This is a genomic window from Bdellovibrio bacteriovorus, from assembly GCF_001592745.1.
GTDB classification, from domain to species: domain Bacteria; phylum Bdellovibrionota; class Bdellovibrionia; order Bdellovibrionales; family Bdellovibrionaceae; genus Bdellovibrio; species Bdellovibrio bacteriovorus_B.
This window is the reverse complement of the sequence record NZ_LUKD01000005.1, coordinates 314431-331782: the sequence shown is the minus strand read 5'-3', so window position 1 is coordinate 331782 and position 17352 is coordinate 314431. Positions and strand designations below refer to the sequence as shown.

Annotated in this window: 17 protein-coding genes; 11 read left to right on the top strand and 6 right to left on the bottom strand. The window is 44.7% G+C overall.

Going from position 1 to position 17352, the window contains the following annotated elements:
* Positions 1 to 33: 33 nt before the first annotated feature.
* Complete coding sequence (locus tag AZI87_RS12220) at positions 34 to 648, top strand: glutathione S-transferase family protein (protein WP_063207416.1); 615 nt, start codon at positions 34 to 36, stop codon at positions 646 to 648.
* On the opposite strand, the gene ttcA is transcribed toward AZI87_RS12220, so the two are convergent.
* Positions 578 to 1414: a tRNA 2-thiocytidine(32) synthetase TtcA gene (gene ttcA / locus AZI87_RS12215; protein ID WP_063207413.1), complete on the bottom strand. Its 837-nt coding sequence runs from the start codon at positions 1412 to 1414 to the stop codon at positions 578 to 580. The two genes, AZI87_RS12220 and ttcA, sit on opposite strands and share 71 nt — an antisense overlap.
* Positions 1395 to 2453, bottom strand: a complete 1059-nt coding sequence (locus AZI87_RS12210) for a mechanosensitive ion channel family protein (RefSeq protein WP_063207410.1) — start codon at positions 2451 to 2453, stop codon at positions 1395 to 1397. Before AZI87_RS12210 ends, ttcA begins: the two co-directional genes overlap by 20 nt.
* 111 nt (positions 2454 to 2564) lie before the next feature.
* Here AZI87_RS12210 and AZI87_RS12205 point away from each other — a divergent pair, with 111 nt between their 5' ends.
* Positions 2565 to 4127 carry a hypothetical protein gene (locus AZI87_RS12205; RefSeq protein ID WP_063207407.1) on the top strand — a complete coding sequence of 521 codons (1563 nt, stop codon included), beginning with the start codon at positions 2565 to 2567 and terminating at the stop codon, positions 4125 to 4127.
* A 105-nt stretch (positions 4128 to 4232) separates the two neighbouring features.
* Here the strand turns inward: AZI87_RS12205 and AZI87_RS12200 are convergent, their stop codons facing one another.
* A complete protein-coding gene (locus AZI87_RS12200) occupies positions 4233 to 4955 on the bottom strand; it encodes a DUF222 domain-containing protein (protein WP_155722561.1) in 723 nt (240 codons plus the stop codon).
* A gap of 371 nt (positions 4956 to 5326) precedes the next feature.
* Between AZI87_RS12200 and AZI87_RS12195 the strand changes: the two genes are divergently transcribed.
* The 4 genes from AZI87_RS12195 to AZI87_RS12180 all read left to right on the top strand — a co-directional run bounded on the left by AZI87_RS12195 (position 5327) and on the right by AZI87_RS12180 (position 9443).
* Positions 5327 to 6034: a L,D-transpeptidase family protein gene (locus tag AZI87_RS12195; RefSeq protein ID WP_063207402.1), complete on the top strand. Its 708-nt coding sequence runs from the start codon at positions 5327 to 5329 to the stop codon at positions 6032 to 6034.
* A gap of 136 nt (positions 6035 to 6170) precedes the next feature.
* Positions 6171 to 6914, top strand: a complete 744-nt coding sequence (locus AZI87_RS12190; protein ID WP_063207399.1) for a PilZ domain-containing protein — start codon at positions 6171 to 6173, stop codon at positions 6912 to 6914.
* Positions 6915 to 6977: 63 nt separating this feature from the next.
* Entirely contained in the window at positions 6978 to 8783 is a 1806-nt protein-coding gene (locus AZI87_RS12185; protein WP_063207396.1) for a hypothetical protein, read from the top strand.
* A gap of 24 nt (positions 8784 to 8807) precedes the next feature.
* Complete coding sequence (locus tag AZI87_RS12180) at positions 8808 to 9443, top strand: RDD family protein (RefSeq protein ID WP_063207393.1); 636 nt, start codon at positions 8808 to 8810, stop codon at positions 9441 to 9443.
* Here the strand turns inward: AZI87_RS12180 and AZI87_RS12175 are convergent.
* A complete protein-coding gene (locus AZI87_RS12175) occupies positions 9420 to 10586 on the bottom strand; it encodes a class I SAM-dependent RNA methyltransferase (RefSeq protein WP_063207390.1) in 1167 nt (388 codons plus the stop codon). The two genes, AZI87_RS12180 and AZI87_RS12175, sit on opposite strands and share 24 nt — an antisense overlap.
* 67 nt (positions 10587 to 10653) lie before the next feature.
* On the opposite strand from AZI87_RS12175, the gene AZI87_RS12170 reads away from it, so the two are divergent.
* On the top strand, positions 10654 to 11088 hold the full coding sequence (locus AZI87_RS12170) for a hypothetical protein (protein WP_063207387.1): 435 nt from the start codon (positions 10654 to 10656) through the stop codon (positions 11086 to 11088).
* Here AZI87_RS12170 and AZI87_RS12165 read toward each other — a convergent pair.
* Positions 11085 to 11732 carry a hypothetical protein gene (locus AZI87_RS12165; protein WP_253696773.1) on the bottom strand — a complete coding sequence of 216 codons (648 nt, stop codon included), beginning with the start codon at positions 11730 to 11732 and terminating at the stop codon, positions 11085 to 11087. The genes AZI87_RS12170 and AZI87_RS12165 overlap by 4 nt on opposite strands.
* Before the next feature lie 55 nt (positions 11733 to 11787).
* Between AZI87_RS12165 and AZI87_RS12160 the strand changes: the two genes are divergently transcribed.
* Positions 11788 to 14706: a M28 family peptidase gene (locus AZI87_RS12160; RefSeq protein WP_063207382.1), complete on the top strand. Its 2919-nt coding sequence runs from the start codon at positions 11788 to 11790 to the stop codon at positions 14704 to 14706.
* Between the two features lie 33 nt (positions 14707 to 14739).
* On the opposite strand, the gene AZI87_RS12155 is transcribed toward AZI87_RS12160, so the two are convergent.
* Positions 14740 to 15435, bottom strand: a complete 696-nt coding sequence (locus AZI87_RS12155; RefSeq protein ID WP_063207379.1) for a hypothetical protein — start codon at positions 15433 to 15435, stop codon at positions 14740 to 14742.
* Between the two features lie 163 nt (positions 15436 to 15598).
* Here AZI87_RS12155 and AZI87_RS12150 point away from each other — a divergent pair, with 163 nt between their 5' ends.
* Genes AZI87_RS12150 through AZI87_RS12140 form a run of 3 tightly spaced genes read left to right on the top strand, consistent with a single transcriptional unit; the run spans position 15599 to position 17246 of the window.
* Positions 15599 to 15997, top strand: coding sequence for a hypothetical protein (locus tag AZI87_RS12150; RefSeq protein WP_063207376.1), 399 nt, complete (start codon positions 15599 to 15601; stop codon positions 15995 to 15997).
* A gap of 44 nt (positions 15998 to 16041) precedes the next feature.
* Complete coding sequence (locus AZI87_RS12145) at positions 16042 to 16923, top strand: alpha/beta fold hydrolase (RefSeq protein ID WP_063207373.1); 882 nt, start codon at positions 16042 to 16044, stop codon at positions 16921 to 16923.
* Positions 16924 to 16928: 5 nt separating this feature from the next.
* Complete coding sequence (locus AZI87_RS12140; protein WP_063207370.1) at positions 16929 to 17246, top strand: KH domain-containing protein; 318 nt, start codon at positions 16929 to 16931, stop codon at positions 17244 to 17246.
* The last annotated feature ends 106 nt before the right edge of the window (positions 17247 to 17352 follow it).

Below are 17352 nucleotides of genomic sequence, written 5' to 3'. Positions count from 1 at the left end.
AACAGGCGTATGCTGAGTGTTTAGAGGTGAATCATGATTGAATTCTACACAGCCCAAACGCCCAATGGCCGCAAAGTGGCCTTGATGCTTGAGGAATTGGCAATTCCCTACAACCAACACAACATTGATCTTGGAAAGCAAGAGCAGAAGTCCGCAGAGTTTATTGCAAGAAACCCGAACGGAAAAATCCCCGTGATTATTGATACGGAGGGCTCTTATGGCCATAAAACGACTGTGTTTGAAAGCGGTGCTATTCTTTATTATCTCGCAGAAAAGCATCAAGCTTTCTTTGGACATAGCCTTGAAGAGAAAGCACAAGTCATGCAATGGCTGATGTTTCAAATGTCTGCCATCGGACCTATTTTTGGAAATTATCACTATGGAAAGCACACTCTAAAACCTGAAAATCCAGGCTTTATCGAACGTTTCGAAAAAGAGGCTCTTCGTCTTTTGGGAGTGATGGAAATTCAGTTAGAAAAAAATCACTATCTTGCCGGCGAGACATATACTATCGCCGACATTGCGACTTATCCTTGGTTGATTAATTTCATCAAGTCGAAACCAGAATGGTTTGAGTCTAAACCTTCAGTTCGTCGCTGGGCTCAAGTTGTGGGTGAGCGTCCTGCGGTGAAGAAGGTGATGCCTTAAGGTTTTTGAAGTCCCAAAGCTCTTGATCCATCAGTTGGCTTGGCTTGATATTGCCAAGCGCTGTTTGGATCGAGGCATAGACGTTTGGAATTTCTTTTTCCAAATCACGCACGAGTTTTTTAATACGCTGGCGTTTCAATCCATCCTGAGACCCACACAGATTGCAAGGAATGATCGGGAAGTTCCAAACCGCAGCCAATTCTTCAATGTCGCGCTCTGAAACATAAGTCAGAGGTCGAACCAGAATATTTCTTTCGTCGTCCGATTTCAATTTTGCGGGCATTGCTGCCATAGTGCCGACATAAAACAGGTTCAACAACGCTGTGTGAACTACGTCATCGCGGTGATGTCCTAAGGCGAGTTTTGTGAAGCCTTGAGCATGAGCATAATCATACAAAATCGCACGACGAAGACGGGAGCATAAAGAACAATAAGTGGCTCCTTGAACCTTTTCTTTAACAATTGAATAGGTGTCTTTTTCAACAACGTGAAGCTTCACGCCAATACTTTCGACCCAGGCCTTAAAAGCCGTCGCATCAAAACCCGGTTGCTTTTGATCTAGGATCGCGGCTTCAACTTGAAATTTTCTTTCCGAACGACGTTGGATCTCAGTCAATAAAGCCAAAAGAACACTTGAGTCCTTGCCGCCAGAAACGCAAACCATCACCTTGTCGCCATCTTCAATCATATTGAAGTCATTCAAGGCTTGAGTGATTTGTTTGCGAATTTTAATGGCTAAGGGATGCTCAAAGTTTACCGTGCTCATGGTTCAGGGTTCTATCTGAAAACTCGATCACTTGTCGAGCTAATTTCAAGTTCGCCGCTCTGAGGGCTTCAATTCCACGGATGAGAACCTTATCCCCAACATTGAATTGAGAACCGTAATTATCCAGGAAGTAGATAATTTTAATTTGAATCCAGTTTTCATTAGATTCATTCACATACGCCCAAGGCGCTGGAATGCCGCGAATTTCACCAATACCGGCCACGGTGCGCTCCAAAACCTGTTTTGCCAGCTCCACGTTTTCTCCGTAAGCCAAGCGGAAGACTTGGCTGCGGACGATCGGTGTTTCCGGTGGAGAGAAGTTCGAGATCGTGGCATTTGCCATAAAACGGTTCGGTAGCGTGATGAGTTCATCGGAAAAACCCACAAGAGTTGTGGAGCGCCACGTGATCTCTCGCACCTGACCTGTTGTCTTTTGGATCCCGCTGACGATTTCTAACCAGTCACCAATTTCAAAGTTTCTATCAAGCTGTAAAGAAATCCCGGCGAAAAGATTTCCTAGGGTGTCTTGCAAAGCCAAACCCAGAATGACCGAGGCCGCGGCGGAAGTCGCCAGCAAAGGACCGACTTGCAAACCGAAGACGTGAGTCACTCCCCAGAACAAAAGGACGATAGAAAGAATCAAAGAGAAAATATTCACCAGAAGCAAAGGCACGCCATGCTTCATAGAGCCTAAGAAAAGATATTGGAGAACAATCAGTCGGCTGGTTTTAACAAAGACCACGTTCCCCCAAAGGAAGGTGACGATGGCGATGTAGGGGGTGACTTTAGCTATAGTTCCAATTTGTGGTTCTGAAGTTTGCAAAAAGATGAAAACCAAAAATAAAAAACTCAAAACAATGTAATGACGAACCAAAGTTCTGAAGTGATTACGAATGCTGCGATGTCTTTCTTCAGAGGCCTCTTTCAAGAAGAACTTATAAAACACCCAGGTGATGGCGATTAAGCAGCCCAAAAGAATGAAGGGCTCAAGTTCAAGAAGTCCGTAAAGTGCCTGAATTTTGATAAACTTTTCTGCCATAATTGCGGGGTCCCTCGTAAGTCTGATTATAGTGGCTATTTTTTAGTCTAGTCGAGTCTAAAATTTGTGAGGAAGGTAATCTGTGTCGTAACCGCTGCCGATAAGTAAGGCATGAGAAAACACAGTTTATACTTCGCCTTAGGGATGATGATGACAGCCTGCGCACCACAGGGATTTGATGCGGTTCAAAACATCGCGTCGGACACTGTGCAGGACATCGCTTGTAAAGATCAACAGCTTGAAACAAAACTCTGGGATGGACTCAAAACTTATTTGATTGAGCAAAAGTCCATTCCGACGGCCGACGTCATGAAGCAGGCCTTTCATGATCAGGTCGAAAAGCTTTCTGAACAGAATCCTCAATTGACTTCTGCGGAAGTGAAGCGTTTGAACGCCGATCTGGATGCTTTGGTGGATTCGTTGCTCAGTGAAGCCCCGGAAGGAGAAAGAGTTGAGACTCCAGAACAACTTTTGATGCTTCTTTCGGCTATTGATGTCGGGGATCGCACAACAGTCTTCCGTTCATACATGCAAGACAAAGTACGTGGAAACTTCACGCAGTTGCAAAAAACAGTGCAAGCTTTGGATGTGAATTGTTCTAACGACAATGCTTCTTCAGGCACACCATCCCCAGGTGGTGAGGAAGAAATAGAGACTCCGACCACACCGACGGAGCCTTCAGCTCCTGTTGTTGAAGAGCCCAACCGTGACTACGAATGGCACAAACAGCAAGCTTTAGATTCCGGCACTCCATTGTCGGTGTTTGGCGGCCGCTGGGCCTTCGCAACGACTTATCAAAGCTGTCAAAGCGTGCAGCTTCCTTCTTTGAATGCTCAAGTTCCGAATATTCAAGGGATTAGCATCGTGGGGAAACATTCCGACGGAGTGGGCAGCAAACGTCAGATCGCAAGTCTTTCTAAAGTTCAAAACACGCACTATTACATCAAGGATATGACTTCTTACGGTCAAGGTTGCTTCAATGTGCGCTCAAATCCTTTGATCTATGACTACGGTGGAAAGCCTTACGCCACAACGGCGACGAATGCCGAAATCGACATGTTTAAAAATAACGGTGATGGCACCAGTGTTCTTGGTATCGACTGCTCAGGTTATGTCTTTACATCAATGGCGACGGCGGGCCTTCGTCTGAAGTCCGGTCGCGCGTTGAAGGCCTCGGATGCTTGGGCGTGGGGATCTTCTTCTTACGTAGAACCTCAAAACAACGGTCTTACTTGTTTAAATAAGATCTCTGTTTCCCCAACGACCACGATGAAGGCAGGCGATATCGTCGCGGTTTATGGCCACGTTCTTTTGATTGATAAAGTGGGTGCAGATCCATTCGGTATCAATAGCGTGAAATCGGAAAGCGAATGCTCAAAATTAACTTCCGACCGCTTTGATTTCGTAGTAGCGCAAAGCTCCCCGAATAAAGAAGGTATCGGAATCAACTACTACCAAGCTCGTGATTATCTTCCAACTAGCAGCAAGATGAAAACAGGCTTAGAGAAGTACGCTTATTACACGTGTCTTTCTAAATTCAACGGTAAGACCTACACTCCAAACGTAGGCACCTTGTCGGTGGTTCGCCACAAAGGCACCGCCGATTGCATGGCCCCAAGGGTAAAAATGGCCCGCGAAAGCTGCATCCAGTCTTGTTCTTCTTTACAGCGGTAAGAAGTCACCGAAGATGAGTTTCGCGGTTTGGCCTGAAACTCATCTTCGTCAAATAGTCTTATGCTTAAATTCTTAACGCCGTAGCGGCGAAGCTCCGCGTTGATTTTACCGCGGCTGAATCGTTATGCTTTCAGCACTCTTGCTGATCTTAGTCTTATTAAATTTTTTGGCTAACGTAATGATGACATCGCTCCAAGTTCCTTCAGGACAAACATGGGATAAAAGGTCTCGAGCTCTCTTTAATTCATTAAAATCATTTTCATCGACGGTAAGTTCCAGACGAACAGTTTTATTGGATTGAGGTTTCACTATCTCATATGGTTGAGGCGGTTGATTAAATTCTACGGCCAAAACTTTACTGGTTTCAAAGCCGTTTTTGAATTCGATGGATTCCAGAATTTTTTGAGTCTTTTCTGCGGGTACGATATTACCAGTGGTAATTTCGGTCTTAATGCACTTTTGAAGTTGAGTCAGTTGTGAAAGATTCAGAGCGCCTGATTCAAGTTTATCAGCTACTGACGGAATGTTCTTTAGAACACGAGCTGATTGTATTCGTCGGTAGGCGGCTGATTCGGAATATCCTAATCCCTTCGTAAGATAGGAAAACATACTATCAAAGCCTAGCTCGGCATAAAGCTTTCGAGATTCGATTTCGTTAATATAGTGAAGGATTAGATGAGTTATTTTTCTTTCTGAACGGACTAGTTTTTCAAACTGTAAAGTAATTTCTGCGCTCGAAGAGTTTTTAAAGTTCATGGAGTTCCCTTTCCTGTCTGGTAGGACATAAATACCACGTCTTTTGAAAACCCATTTTTTCAGTTTTTCCAAAATCGAACACCTCTCCGTCACTGAGATTATAAATGATTTTATAGTCGATCATAGCCCCTGTAGGAGGAGAAATGTTATAGAAAGAGATCCTCCGCATTTTTCACAAGAAGAGTGCGCAAATGAAATCTTATGGCTATAGAAAACATGGCAAGAAGAAAGTTGTCAAACTTCCAACTCGCAGCGGCTTTTTTCATGGGAAATGATCTTATGAACAGGCTGTCTTCGATTTTCTTGTTCGAAAGAAGTGCCAAAAAGGGCCCCTGTTTAAACTATAGACAGCTCTAAGGCAGTACGTTTTATCCGTAGAGGGTCTTGAAATTGCTGGTTTTAGCCTTGATGGTTTATACATATCCGAGCGATGAGAGGTCCCAATGAAACATTTTATTATAGCTTTATCAGTCTTTGGAGTTGCGCAAGGAGCCTTTGCGGGAAAGTACAACTGCAAGAACATTGACTCCATCGTTGAAGATTCGAGTTTAGTAGACTTGACAGGTGAAAGCCTTGAGGCGCTACAAAGTAGAAAAATTCATGGCAATAAGATTATCGTTTCGAAAGAAGGAAAGCGACTTTTCTTGTTTAACGGAGATAATCTTTTGAGAGTCTATAACGTTGCTTTAGGAAGATCGCCATACGGACATAAAACTCAAGAGGGTGATAACAAAACTCCGGAAGGAGTTTATCAGATTGATTTCAAAAAGAAGGATAGTGAATATCATAAAGCTTTGCACGTAAACTATCCGAGCAAAGCAGATATCGAGAGGACTAAAAAAATATCGCTGAAGAAAGGTGTGGAGTTGAGCCCTGGTGGCGACATTATGATTCATGGTCTGCCGAATGACGACACGTCTCGTTTCTTTGTTGATAAAGCTCATCCGGTTATTAACTGGACGCGCGGATGTATTGCCGTGACGAACGAAGAGATCGAGGAGTTATATCAATTAGTTCCGGTAAAAACAGAACTTGAAATCTGTCCGGCTAATGAGCGCGGAGCTCCGAATAGTGCTTTGAGAATCGCAGAAGATATTGGGAAGGAAGAGCAAGACTTAAAATCAATCGCCATCCCAGGTAAAGCACAATAGATTCTTCTAAAAGTTGATTATCAAGAGGCCACCCAGAGCAGGTGGCCTTTTTTTTCACCCACCAAAGTCCAGTTGAACTCAAAGAATTCGTGCCCCCTGAAGTGCGTTTCGTTTAGCATATTTCTGGGGGAATTTCATGACAGAAGCGGAACTTAAAAGGCCAACCGGGATTTATTTGCTGGCGGTTCTTTTTATGCTCGCTCCTTTGGGGAATCTCGCGATCAGCTTTGCAGGTAGTGGCGTTCCTCATTGGTATTTACCTTCCACATTGATTGAATTTTTAAAAGCGGTCTCCCTTCTTGATTGGTCTTGGTTGGGATTTCTTTTCCTCTCTGGGATTCTTCTTTTTAAAGCCCATAAAACCTCTTGGACCATCGCCATTCTTTCCTTGGTGTTCGTCTTAGGATTGAACATCTATCGCTTTAGCACTCATGCCTTAGAGGGTGATGGTCTGTTCGTGCAAACCCAACTGGTTCTTTCAAGCTTCGTCACAGTCGGAGTTCTTCTTTTAGCGTTTTATTTCCGCTTCCCTTATCTGGATCGTCGTGCGCAATGGCTTTTCCCGACAGCGCATCGCTATGATTTCGTCACGCCGGTGGACGTGGTTGCTCAAGATATCTTTGAGGGCGTCACCGAATCCATTTCTGTTTCGGGAGCCCGCATTCGCCTCAAAAGAGATCTTGAGGGGAGTTCGCGGGATTTGCGTTTTGTGGACGTGATTTTCCCTGCCATTCGCAATTTGAAGGTGAAGTGTAAAGTCGTGGAATATCACGAAAACGTGCTTCGTTTGAAATTTAAAGACTTAAGCCGGGGAGATCGAGGGTATCTGCATGACTGGTTTCGGTCTCAGATTGAGACGAATCAGAAATCCGAAGGTTAAGTCTAGGTTCTCGTTAAGTATTTTAAAAAGTGTACCGAAAAGACTCAAAAGCATGAGGTCGATATGATTGGGAAGTTTAAGCCAAGTTCGTTGCTAAAAAATCTCGCAGCAGGAATTTCTGTTGTGACTATGTGTATTGCGCCGGTCGCTGAGGGTGCTGCAGCATCGAACCAAAAGAAGTTGATCAATCAATACCTGAAAGAAACGGGTTTAACGACAAAGAAAATGACTGTCGGTGAATACTGGCGCATGGTTCGTCACGTTTACCCAGATCATCTTCAATCACAAATGGATCAATGGGTGGCATTAAACCGCAACCAGATGATGCCGTCGATTGAAGCCAGCACATTCAAAGACTCTAACGGCAATGAACAAGTTCGTTTGACGCTGACGAAAGATGGTCAAACAATGAATTTGAATTTCACGGGTGATGAAGAAAATCCGTTGAAAGTAAATGGCGTTCCTGTTCAGAAAAAAGAACTCCTCAACTATAACAGCTTTAATGCTTTAGCTGGTAAGTTGGCAAAACAAGATCCCATGATCAATAAATCCCTGAAAACCGGCAAACAAAAGCCGTTGGGGAATGACTTCGTTCTTTCTTACAAAGAATACGTAAAACTTTCTGCACGTCAAAAAGCGGAATACATGATTCGTATGCGTCGTGCGATGGAAGCGGCTCAACGTGTTTACACCGCGATCTACGGCGCACAAGCGATGAACGAGTTCAATAGCAGCAATAAGTACGAATTCGTTTTAAATTTCCTATTCGGAGAAGAAGCTCAAGCCGCAGGCCTTACGGGTAAAAACTGTATCGTAGCTGGTTACTTGTCAGTTTACGGTGAAAACGGTTCTTGCGGTGGTAACAAGCAAGGTGCTGATGACCTAAAACGTAAGATGGCAGCAAGTGGCGCTTCTTGTGCGAGCAACGGTGTTGCTTGTAATCCGATGGTTTATGGTTTCAATTCTTCTGGTCAAGCGTTCTGTGTAAGCCGCGCTGACGTGAAGTATGCGACTCGTACTTGTAACTCAATGTCTCCACTGAATGGTGGTGATGAAAAATCAACGGCTTTAAATAAGAAACGTATCATCGAGTCTTACTTGAAAAGCAAAGGTCAAAACATTGATCTTCAGTTGAATGATGAAAACAAAATTCCTGAAGAACAATACAAGCAGATTTCTACTTATCTGACTGATTTAAAAGCTTATATCTCTTCAGCGATTGGCGCTTGTGATACAGCTCCTTTGAAAGATATCCAAAAGCAGCGTGAAGACCAAGTCAACGCTTGCCAAGAGATCAAAGACCGCGCGTTTGAATTGCAAGCTTTTGCTGTGAACCCAACGCCTCCAACGCCACTTCCTAATCCAGATCCAGGTGTAAATAACTGTACGGATCAAGGCCGTGGTCAAGCAGGTCCTGATGGTCAATGTAAATGTCCAGAAGGTCAAAAAGAAGGCGAAGGCGGCATCTGTATGATCGTTGAGACCGGCGGTGGCGGCGATCTTCCAGGTGGTAAAGAAGTCACGAAAAAAGAAGACAGCTGTGGTTTCTGGTGCCGTAATAAAAACTGGATCATTCCAGTGGGTGTTGGTTTGTTAGCTCTAGGTGCTTTCTGGTGGTTGTTCAAAAAAGACAGCAAAGCTAAGAGCACAGATCCTGTATATGTGCCACCAGCTCCAGTGCCAGAACCGACGGCAACAGCTACGGCGACTCCACCAGTTGTTGAGCCGCCTCCTCCAGCACCATGTCCAGCACCAAATACATTGGTGAATGGAGTTTGTGTGCCACCGGTTGTTGTGCCTCCTCCGACCACCACCACAGAAGGTGGAACGAAGACGGATGATGGAATCAAAGCGGGCGGGGTTCGATAACCCGGGCCCCTTGCAAGGAAGCAAATGTTTATTGATAAAAATCACGATAAGACACATCCACAGCGGGCTCCTCTGAAAAGAGAAGCCCCTGTGCCGTTAATAGGGCCTGGAATTCGCCGTCGTCGCGCTCCCGGGACGCCTCCCACTTCGAAAGTGAATGAGATCTTTAAAGATCGCAAGGCTCTTAATTTTGATCAAAACACAGGATTTCATGGGGGAGCTTCGCGCCGTAAAGGCTATCGTTTGGCCCTGTGGTCGTGGCTGGCTTCGTTCATTGATGCTTTGATTTTGATTTCAGCAAGCTGTGCTTTTATTGCGTCGTTCTCGCTCATTATGCGCACTTCGGTGGGGGCTCTTTTAGGAACTCTCACTCACAGTCAGCATCAGCTTTTATTCTTTGCTGAAGTGTTTTTTATTTTCGGTTGGATTTATATGATTTCCATCCGTACTCTGATGGGATCGACAATAGGTGAATGGGCTTGTGATTTAAGATTAGGTCAGCCTCACGAGCGCATGCAGTCGGGTTATATTTTCCGAGTCGCTTTGCGCAGCACTTTGATTTTACTCACAGGTGTGGTGACTTTGCCGGTGCTTTCTTTGCTTTCAGGAAAAGATCTTGCCGGAGTGCTTTCTGGCTTAAGACTGTTTTCTTTGAAGTAATCCTAAAACTTCATAATGATTTGTCTGCGGGAACTGATCGACGATGAAAGTTTCCCGCAACTCATAGCCGTATTCCTGAAGACGTTCTAAATCCGTCACCATGGATTCCGGAAAACAAGACATGTAAATAAAAAACGGCGGACGCTTTTCTAAAGAAAGTTCACCCAAGGGGTTTAGAAAATTCATCAATCCCGATCGCGGTGGGTTTGCTAAAACGCCATCGAACTGAGAAAAATCTTCGGTGAGTTTTTTCTGAAAATCTCCCCGGTGGATTTCAATCTTCGATTTAAGATGCTGAAGATCCGAAGGTAAATGATCTAAAGTCATTCGCAAGCCATTTAAGGAAAGCTCATCGATTTCGCAGGCTAAAACACTTTCAGCCGCAGCTAAAGTAGGCAAAGTTAAATTGCCGATCCCCGAGCCAAACTCGATAATGCGGCTGCGGGGAAACGAAGCGATCCAGGTATTGATCACGTCACAGATAACTTTATTAGCGCGAAGACTGGGTTGAGTGAAGCTTGCGACTTGGCAGTACAAATCCACCGGTCGATCCTTCATCCAGGTTTGAAACCAAACGTGAAGTTCAGGGTCTCGCAGTTTGTATTCTTGTCCATTCCAAAAAGGAACTTTGCGTCTTTGGCCGATTTCGACGAAGGCTTTTTCTTGAAGGCGACGTAAAAGATTTTTTTCGTCTAATAGAGCTTTAATATCGACATTGGCAAAATCAAGCCACGCCCCCTTTTGTCCTTGGGGGCCGACACGCAGACGAATGGAGCCTTTTTTAAAGGGCCATTGCAGCTCACGGAATTCAGTCAACCAGGCCGAAAGCTGTGGTGAAAGTTGAGAGCACGTGGCCAAGTCTACGATCTCTCTTTTGCCTTTATGGTAAAGGCCTAATCGACCGTCTTCGAGGCTGAAATCAAGGCGGTCACGTAAGAACCCCGGCCCGGCAGAAAGAGCTTGGACGGGCGAGGGTGAAAGAATGTTTGAGGCGCTAAATAGTTGCTTTAGTTGTTCTTTTTTAAAGGCTATTTGGGCCCCATAAGGTACGCCCAAGGATTGACATCCTGAGCAATCGGCTTGGTATGAGCAAGGCACCACGGCTTGGTGGTCAAAGTTTTCTTTTTCTAACAGGTTTGCCATTGAGTGCTTGCCCCGACCTTTTCGGTGATATATTTCTGAACACCTATTTTAGCAGGTATTGGAGGGGATGATGAAGGTTTTCTTGCTTTCCATCACAATGATTTTCACAGGACTGACAGCACAGGCTGCTAATAATCCTTGGATGCGCACATGTCGTATCGATCAAGGCCAATTCTGGACGATTAAAGTAGGCAGTGACGAACAGGCTCTGTGTTTGTTTGGCGATGCCTCTATCGGAGCTGAGACTTTCTTTCTTTTTAAAACCAATGCCGGCGTAGGTGACGCTATCGACGCTTATAAGCATCGCAAATCCTCATCACCTCGCGGTGGTGTCTGTGGCGCCTTCGATGCGGAACTTATCGAAGGAAAAGACACTTCGGGTCGCACGTTCAATATATGCCGCTTTGATGATGGTTCTTTGATTGAAGAGACCACATTGTGGTTGGGCGCAGGCTCCGGTTCAAACGAAGCCTTGGATCGCGCCCTTTCAAAAACTTACTAGTTCTTGGCCGTTTCTTCGGGGCGCAGTGAGTAGATACATGAGCTTGCGTCCTTCGTGATTCCATCTTCTAAGTGAAGATCTCTTTTTGTAAAACCCAATGTGACATGCGGATAGAAAGCTTCGGGATTAAAATCCTGGGCTTTTCCACCTTTAGACGTATATAGCATTTGCACCGCTTTTCTAATCTGGAAAAGACGGTCGGATTCTACGACCACGTAGTAGGTAGATTCCTTCTGCCCGCGATCTTCTAGGGACCCCTGGCCAACGCACAAAAGTTTGTAGGGCGCTTTTTTAAGATCCATCTTTTCAGCCAAAGCCTGAATCTCTTTCATAGAAACTTTTTTCTGAATCTTTTTAAACTCCGGTGGAGTGATCACCGTGATGTGAGCTTCTCCCCGGTGTTGCAAAGACACGTGTTGAGACTTTTCCAGCTCTCCGCGCAATTTTTCAAAGGCCGTATAGGGCAGATCCAATGAAAGATAGTTCGAAGTGCTTTTGCGGTCGACTGACGCGATAGAACGGCTGGAAGCTTTAAGGTCTGACTCGTTGTAGTGAAGTGAAGAGAGCTTGTAAGGAGACGAGCTTGCACAGGCAGTCAGTGAAAGTGAAATGATAAATCCGTGAAACGTGCGCATCATATTCATTCTTTTCCTTCCGGCGGTTGACATAAAACTGTCGTACTTTTAGGCTACACGCACTATGAAAAAAGTGAAAGTTCTTCTTACAAGTGCCTGCATTTTCTCTGCTATTTCCTGCCAGTACAAGGAAGCAAAACCCACCCAGTCCAAGTCTGAGACTGTGGCAGCCACAAGTGGTTCTTTTATCAATGAACCCAATCAATTGATGGCTGAATCGCGCCAAATGACCTTTGTTGGACCTAAGTCAGGAGAAGGCTATTTCAGTCCGGATGGAAAGAAGATGATCTTTCAAAGTGAAAGAGAGCCAGGAAATCCCTTCTATCAAATGTATGTGATGGATTTAATCAGTGGCGAAACGGTGCGAGTTTCTCCGGGGCAAGGTAAAACGACTTGCGGGTGGATTCATCCTTCGATGAAGAAGGTGCTTTATTCTTCCACGCATTTAGACCCCGCAACAAAAAAGAAGACCGAAGAGGAGATCGACAATCGTAAAAAAGCTGTCAAAGCCCGTTACTCATGGAGCTTTGATGATAGCTACGACATCTTTGATTCAAGTCTTCAAGGAGGCAGCATTCATCGCCTGACGAAAGAAAAAGGCTATGATGCAGAGGCCTCTTACTCTCCAGATGGTCAGTGGATTGCATTTGCTTCAAATCGCGCTGGTTACACAGAAAAACTAGAAGGCGAAGACAAAAAGCTTTTTGAGCAAGACCCTTCTTATATGATGGACATCTACATCATGAAATCCGACGGCTCTCAAGTGAAGCGTCTGACAGACTCAAAAGGTTATGATGGCGGTCCGTTCTTTAGCGCTGATGGTAAAAAGATCACTTGGCGTCGTTTTGCTCCGAATGGATCAACGGCAGAAATCTATACGATGAATGTGGATGGTTCTGACCAAAAACAAATCACGCGTTTAAAGTCCATGTCGTGGGCGCCGTTCTTTCATCCTTCGGGAGATTACATAATATTTGGTTCGAGTGTTCTAGGTTACTCTAACTTTGAACTTTTCATCGTGGATGCTGAAGGCAAACAGGCTCCAGTTCGTGTCACTTTTGATGATGGTTTTGATGGTCTTCCTGTTTTCACTCCCGATGGCAACAACCTTTCCTGGACCCATAGAAACGAAAAAGGGGAGTCGCAAATCCTGATTGCCAAGTGGGACGATGTCTTAGCAAGAAAACTTCTAGGGCTTCCTGCGCAAGATCCTGCGGCGGGTTCTCTTTCTCCTGAAGTGAAGGTCGAGGACATCAAGAAGTGGGTTTACTATTTGGCCTCGCCTGAATTTCAAGGGCGCGGAACAGGGTCTGTTCAAGAAAAGGTTTACACAGAAAAGTTAGCGCAACTCTTTAAGTCTTGGGGTTTGCAAGGTGCCGGACCTAAGGGCTCATACTTTGATACCTTCGAATTCACTTCAGGTGTTCAATTAGGATCTCAGAACTTACTTGAAGTTGTGGGTTCTTATAAAAAGAAATACGAAGTTTCTAAAGACTTCGAGCCGATTTCGTTCTCTAAAATTGGCGACTTCCGCGAAGCCCCGATCGTTTTTGTCGGGTACGGAATTAAAGCTCCAGCCAGTGATAAAGAGCCTGAATACAATTCTTATAAGGGTCTCGACGTTAAAGGTAAGTGGGTTTTGGCATTGACGGATCTGCCAGCGGATATCACATCCCAAAGACGTCACTATCTAAATCTGTATTCTCGTCTGCATCATAAGGTGACGGTAGCAAAGAACGAAGGAGCATTAGGTATCATTATTGCGAATGGTCCAGTCAGCGGCTTGCCTGAAAAGTTTGGCAAGATCAAATTTGAAGGTTCTTTGTCAGAGGGGACGCTTGCAGTATTAAGAATGTCTGAGGCCGCAGCTACAGATCTATTGAAGTATGCAGGTCAAGACCTGGGAGCTTTGCAAAAACGCTTAGATAAGGGCGAGATTGTCGACGCTGTCGTTATTCCATCGGCTTACATCAAAGCCAAAGTCGATTTGCAATTCCAAAAATCAACGGGCGTTAATGTTGTCGCGAAACTTCCAGCTCCGGGCGCAAAGAGTTCTGTCATGATTGGGGCTCACGGTGATCATCTGGGTCATGGACAATTCGGTAGCACACTCGCTCGTGGTGATGAAATCGGTAAATCACATTACGGCGCTGACGATAATGCTTCGGGTGTTTCTGGCGTGATGGAGCTAGCTCATTACTATGCCCATCTAGCCAAGGTTTCTCCGAATAAGATTAAGAAGAATCTTTACTTCGGGGTGTGGTCCGGGGAGGAACTGGGAAATCTGGGTTCTTCTCACTTCACTAAAAATATTGCGAAACATAACATCGCCGCTTATCTAAACATGGATATGGTCGGTCGTTTGAAAGACCGCCTGTTTGTGCAAGGCTTGGGTTCCGGAGATCACTGGGTTCCGTTAGCCGAGGAAGTTGGAATCCGCTCGGCAGTTCCAATGGTGGTGCAAGAAGATCCTTATCTTCCCACGGATTCTTTGGCGTTCTATATGGCTGGAGTGCCCACGGCCAACTTTTTCACGGGTTCGCACAGTGAGTATCACACTCCTCGCGATACGGCCGATCTTGTGAATTACGAAGGTGTCGTTAAAGTCCTTAAAGTCGTTCAAGGCTTTAGTGATGTCCTGGCGGACTCATCTTTACCAATGGTGAAATATGTCAAAGTTGCGGGTTCTCAAAATAAACTAGAGGGTCGCAGCTTCCGCGTATATCTAGGAACGATTCCTGATTACTCACAAGAAGGCGTGAAGGGTGTTCGTATCACGGGTGCTTCTAAAGACAGTCCTGCAGAAGCTGCGGGGGTGAAAGAAAAAGACATCATCGTGGAGTTTGATAACACCAAGATCGAAAATCTTTATGACTATGTTTACACTTTACAGGCCGTGAAACCGAATAAAGAAACCATCATGAAAGTTCTGCGTGATGGAAAAGTGATCGATCTCAAGATCACACCAAGATTAAAAGAATAAAAAAAAGCCCTCTTCGCGAGGGCTTTTTAATTTTTAAGGAGTGAATGTCAATTGAGGACAGCGGCTTTTTAGCAAACTTGCGAAGGCCTTATCGGAATGTTTAAAGTAAACATCCCCATCCGAAGTTTTGGCAAAGACTTCGCTGTTTTTAATCTTACAAATTTTGCCTTTTTCATCTGTCAGTAGGGAGGAAGCAGACAGAACCTCTGTAGGAGCTCTTCCTTTAGTGAATCCAGCGTCTAGCAATAGACCCTTGTAGTTTGTGATTTCAACACCACCACGGTTGTTTCTAGAGATTTCAGAAGCCACTTTTACGGAGGCATTAGAAATTGTTACGACGTCGGCCGTTTCATAATCAAAATAAAAGATATTGCCAGCAACTGAGGTCACCTCAAGTTGGCGCGTTTCCACATTCCACTTATACTGTGGAATGACAGTTTTACGTGGGAACAAATAGAATTCTCTCGCGCCCGTATCTTCAGAATTTGAACCCTGGCCGAAGGAATTAAAGACCATAAAGTCGCCACCTTTAGTGAACATATAGTCTCTGTAAATCAGGTTCTGAGCTTTATAGTTGCGCACAGACAAGAAGCATTCTCCGCTTGAGAATGTATTCATTTGAATCTGAATGCTGCCACCGCGTTCTACAACGTTCTTACAAACGGGATCACTAGCAAATGCTGACGAGATCAAAAAATATGTTAAGAAAAACAAACAATGTGGTTTCATAAACACCTCTTTATTAAGCAGAACCTAACGGAAATCCGCTGTCAGTAAGTAAAGCGTGGCGACATTAAAAAAATGACAAAATCTGGACTCGAAGGTCCGCAAGCTTCGTGGTTCTATAGGGACATCCCCCTACAATCTAAACTGCAAAGACCCGTGAGGATTTATGTCATCTTTCGTGAAAGAATTTAAGAAATATCAAAAACAAGAAAGACTTCTAACTGGAGCCTTGGTTTTGGTGTCGGTGCTGGCGCCGATTTCTTTCACGCTGATGTTGAATCAAAAAATCCAGTGGCCTTTGTGTAGCGCGGTTGGTTTTGTGTTGGGTGTTGTGGCTTTGTGGTTGCACGCCCTTCGCAGCAATATCAGCGAAAAACTCGTTAGAAAGTATGAAAAGCTTGAAGTGGGCGATGTGCTTTGCCGTAAAGTCACGCCGACAAACCCGGGTCGCTTCGTGGTGACTAACAGAGCTTACAATCATTTGTTTTTAAAGTGCATGTACACAGGTGAAACTGTGCAGGTGTCCAAGGACAGAGTTCGCGAAGATTTCGACATTGCAAATTGATTTTCTTATAGCCTCCACCAGAATTAATTTTCAAGGGGGAGGCTATGAAAAGCGTATCCGTATTCTTGCTCCTTCTGTACGTTTCAGTAACTTCGTGGGCACAATCTGAAGAAGAAATCCAAAACGAAATAGAAATCGAAAGTTTCAACTATCAGTGTGGAACTGATTCTGCGCGCGGTATTGAATTTAAATACTGTTATCGGAAATCCTCGGCCACGAACAACGACGACATTGTCTATTTCTTTCACGGTCTTTATGGATCTGAAAAAAGTTGGCATCGTCAATTTTGGGGAACCTGGTTTATCCAAAAATGGTGGTACTTCCGCGGATATCAACCGCGAGTCGTGTCGATCTCTTTTGGTCCGAAGTGGCTTTTAGTAAATAATAAAAAATATCCGCTGCTTCCACTCTTCACGCAAGAAATCATGCCGATGATGGAAAAGCGTATGGGAGGATTAAGACGCGGGAAACGTCACGTGATCGGTCAGTCTATGGGCGGCTTTAATGCGACCCAAATCGCGTTACGGAATCCCGGAATGTTTTCGCGGGTGGCTTTACTGTGTCCCGCGATCACTCACATAGGGCCTTATGATTCAGAAAAAGACATCCACAAATATGTCGCTCGCACGGGCGCGAAACTTCGACTTGTTAAAAAGATGTTGAATATTTCGCGGTCTATTTTTCTTAACAAACAGGACTGGGATCTTCACAATCCCTTTAATTTGTTAAAAAAATACAACTCTTCTAAACGGGCAAAATTCTATCTGTCTACCGGCATGATCGACGGATATGGCTTCCAAGAAGGATCGAAAGATTTTTATGATATGGCTCACGGGAAGTCCTTCTTATCCAGATGGGTCCCGGTTCCGGGTGGTCACTGCAATTTTAATAGAAAAAACACGGCTTACTTCATCATGGGAGATTAACTTTTATGACTGAGATGGAATCCTATAAATTTGATGAATCCAATAATCCTAAAGGTCTGACTTTGGAAGCCCAGGAGGCTTATCGTGAAGAGATTCGCTCTTTGGTAGAGCATATCACTCGCTTATTGGTGGATCAGCCCGAGACCGTGACGGTGACGACTTATGTGGGACCGAAGACGACGGTGTATCGTGTGAACTGTGCGAAAGAAAACCTCGGTCAGGTGATTGGAAGTCAGGGTAAGACCATCATGGGTCTTCGTGCGGTCGTGCATGCAATGACAGCGCGAACGGGGATTCGTTCTATTGTTGAAATACCTGTATAAGACGGAAACGTTCTAGCTCTGGTGTTCCTGCGGATTCCATTTGCAATAAGCTTTCATTTGAAACTCAGTTCCTTTTCACTTAAAGGCCATTTCAGACCGGGGGTTG